Genomic DNA, 1212 nt, shown 5'->3' with positions numbered 1-1212 from the left:
CCTTCGCGCCCGCGCCGGTCACCGAGTGGCTGCAGGCGCAGCTGCCGCGCCTGGCCGATCTGGCCGTGCAGCAGCTGGAGCCGCCGCGCCTGGTGGTGGAGCAGGGCGCGCGCCGCCTGTCGTTCAGCCTGCACCAGCAGACCGGTGACAGCGAAGGCGGCGGCGACTGGCTGATCGTGATGCGCGAGGTGTCCGACGCCGCCGTGATCGAAGCCATGGGCCTGTCGTTCAAGCTCACCGCCCGCGAGGCCGAGGTGCTGTACTGGCTCGTCAAGGGCAAGACCAACCGTGACATTGGCGACATCCTGGGCGCCAGCCCCGCCACGGTCAAGAAGCACCTGGAGCGCGTGTACGTGAAGCTGGGCGTAGAAACGCGCACCGCCGCGGCCGGCATCGCCATGGCGCGCATCCGGCAGACGCATCCGCAGTTCGAGGGCTGAGCGCCACGGCGCACGGGCCCCGGTGGCTGCAGCGCTGGGCGCTAGAACCGCACCCCGGTGGACAGCCGCAGCATGTTCTGCGGCGTGAAGTTGACCTGCGGGTCCCATGCGGCTCGCACGAACCACTCTGGCCAGTCGTAGCCCACCGACAGGCCGGCGCGGCGGATGAACCGGCCGTCCACCGTGCCCTGCTTGGCCAGCAGGTCCACGGTGAGCCGCTGGCCGCCCGGCCGCGGGCTGCGCCACACGAGGTGCAGGTTCTGCTGGTCGGGGTTCTGCCGGTTGTCGCGCACCAGCTGCAGCGCCAGGGTGTCGCCGCTGGTGAAGCGGTGGCTGCCGTACACGCTGTAGGCGTCGTTGGGATCGAAGTTGAGGTTGGCGTAGTTGCGCAGGTTGGTGCGCCCCAGGCCCGCGCCCACCACCCAGGTGGTGCCGGTCTCCAAGGCCAGGCTGCCGCCGACGAAGCCGCCCGAGGCGATCTGCACCGAGGGCAGCACCCGCCAGTCGCCGAAGGCCACGGTGCGGTCCCACCCCGCGCGCGGCATGGAAAAGCCCAGCGCGGGCGAGCGGAACGCGCCCACCCACCAGTGGTCGTCGCCGCGGGTGTAGCGCAGGTTCACGTCCAGCCCGGGCCCCGAGGGCAGGCCGCCGCCGGACACCTGGTAGAGGCCCGTGGTCAGCTTGAAGGGCAGCGGCGTGTCGGGATCGGTGTCGGTGGCCGCGCGGGCGGCCGGCGCGGCGAGGGCCGCGGTGCCGAGGGCCGCCAGCAAGG

At 72.6% G+C, this 1212-nt stretch carries 2 protein-coding genes; one reads left to right on the top strand and one right to left on the bottom strand.

Translation table 11 applies throughout. From position 1 onward, the window contains the following. Positions 1-440 (top strand): response regulator transcription factor (locus AC27IQ_RS24945; protein WP_487091211.1); only part of this gene is annotated, 440 nt, incomplete at its 5' end. A gap of 41 nt (positions 441-481) precedes the next feature. On the opposite strand, the gene AC27IQ_RS24940 is transcribed toward AC27IQ_RS24945, so the two are convergent. Then, on the bottom strand, positions 482-1212 hold a 731-nt coding region (locus AC27IQ_RS24940; RefSeq protein WP_487091210.1), incomplete at its 5' end, for a hypothetical protein.

The organism is Acidovorax sp. KPB24-07 (assembly GCF_057543315.1).
This window is presented reverse-complemented; position numbering and strand designations above follow the sequence as displayed.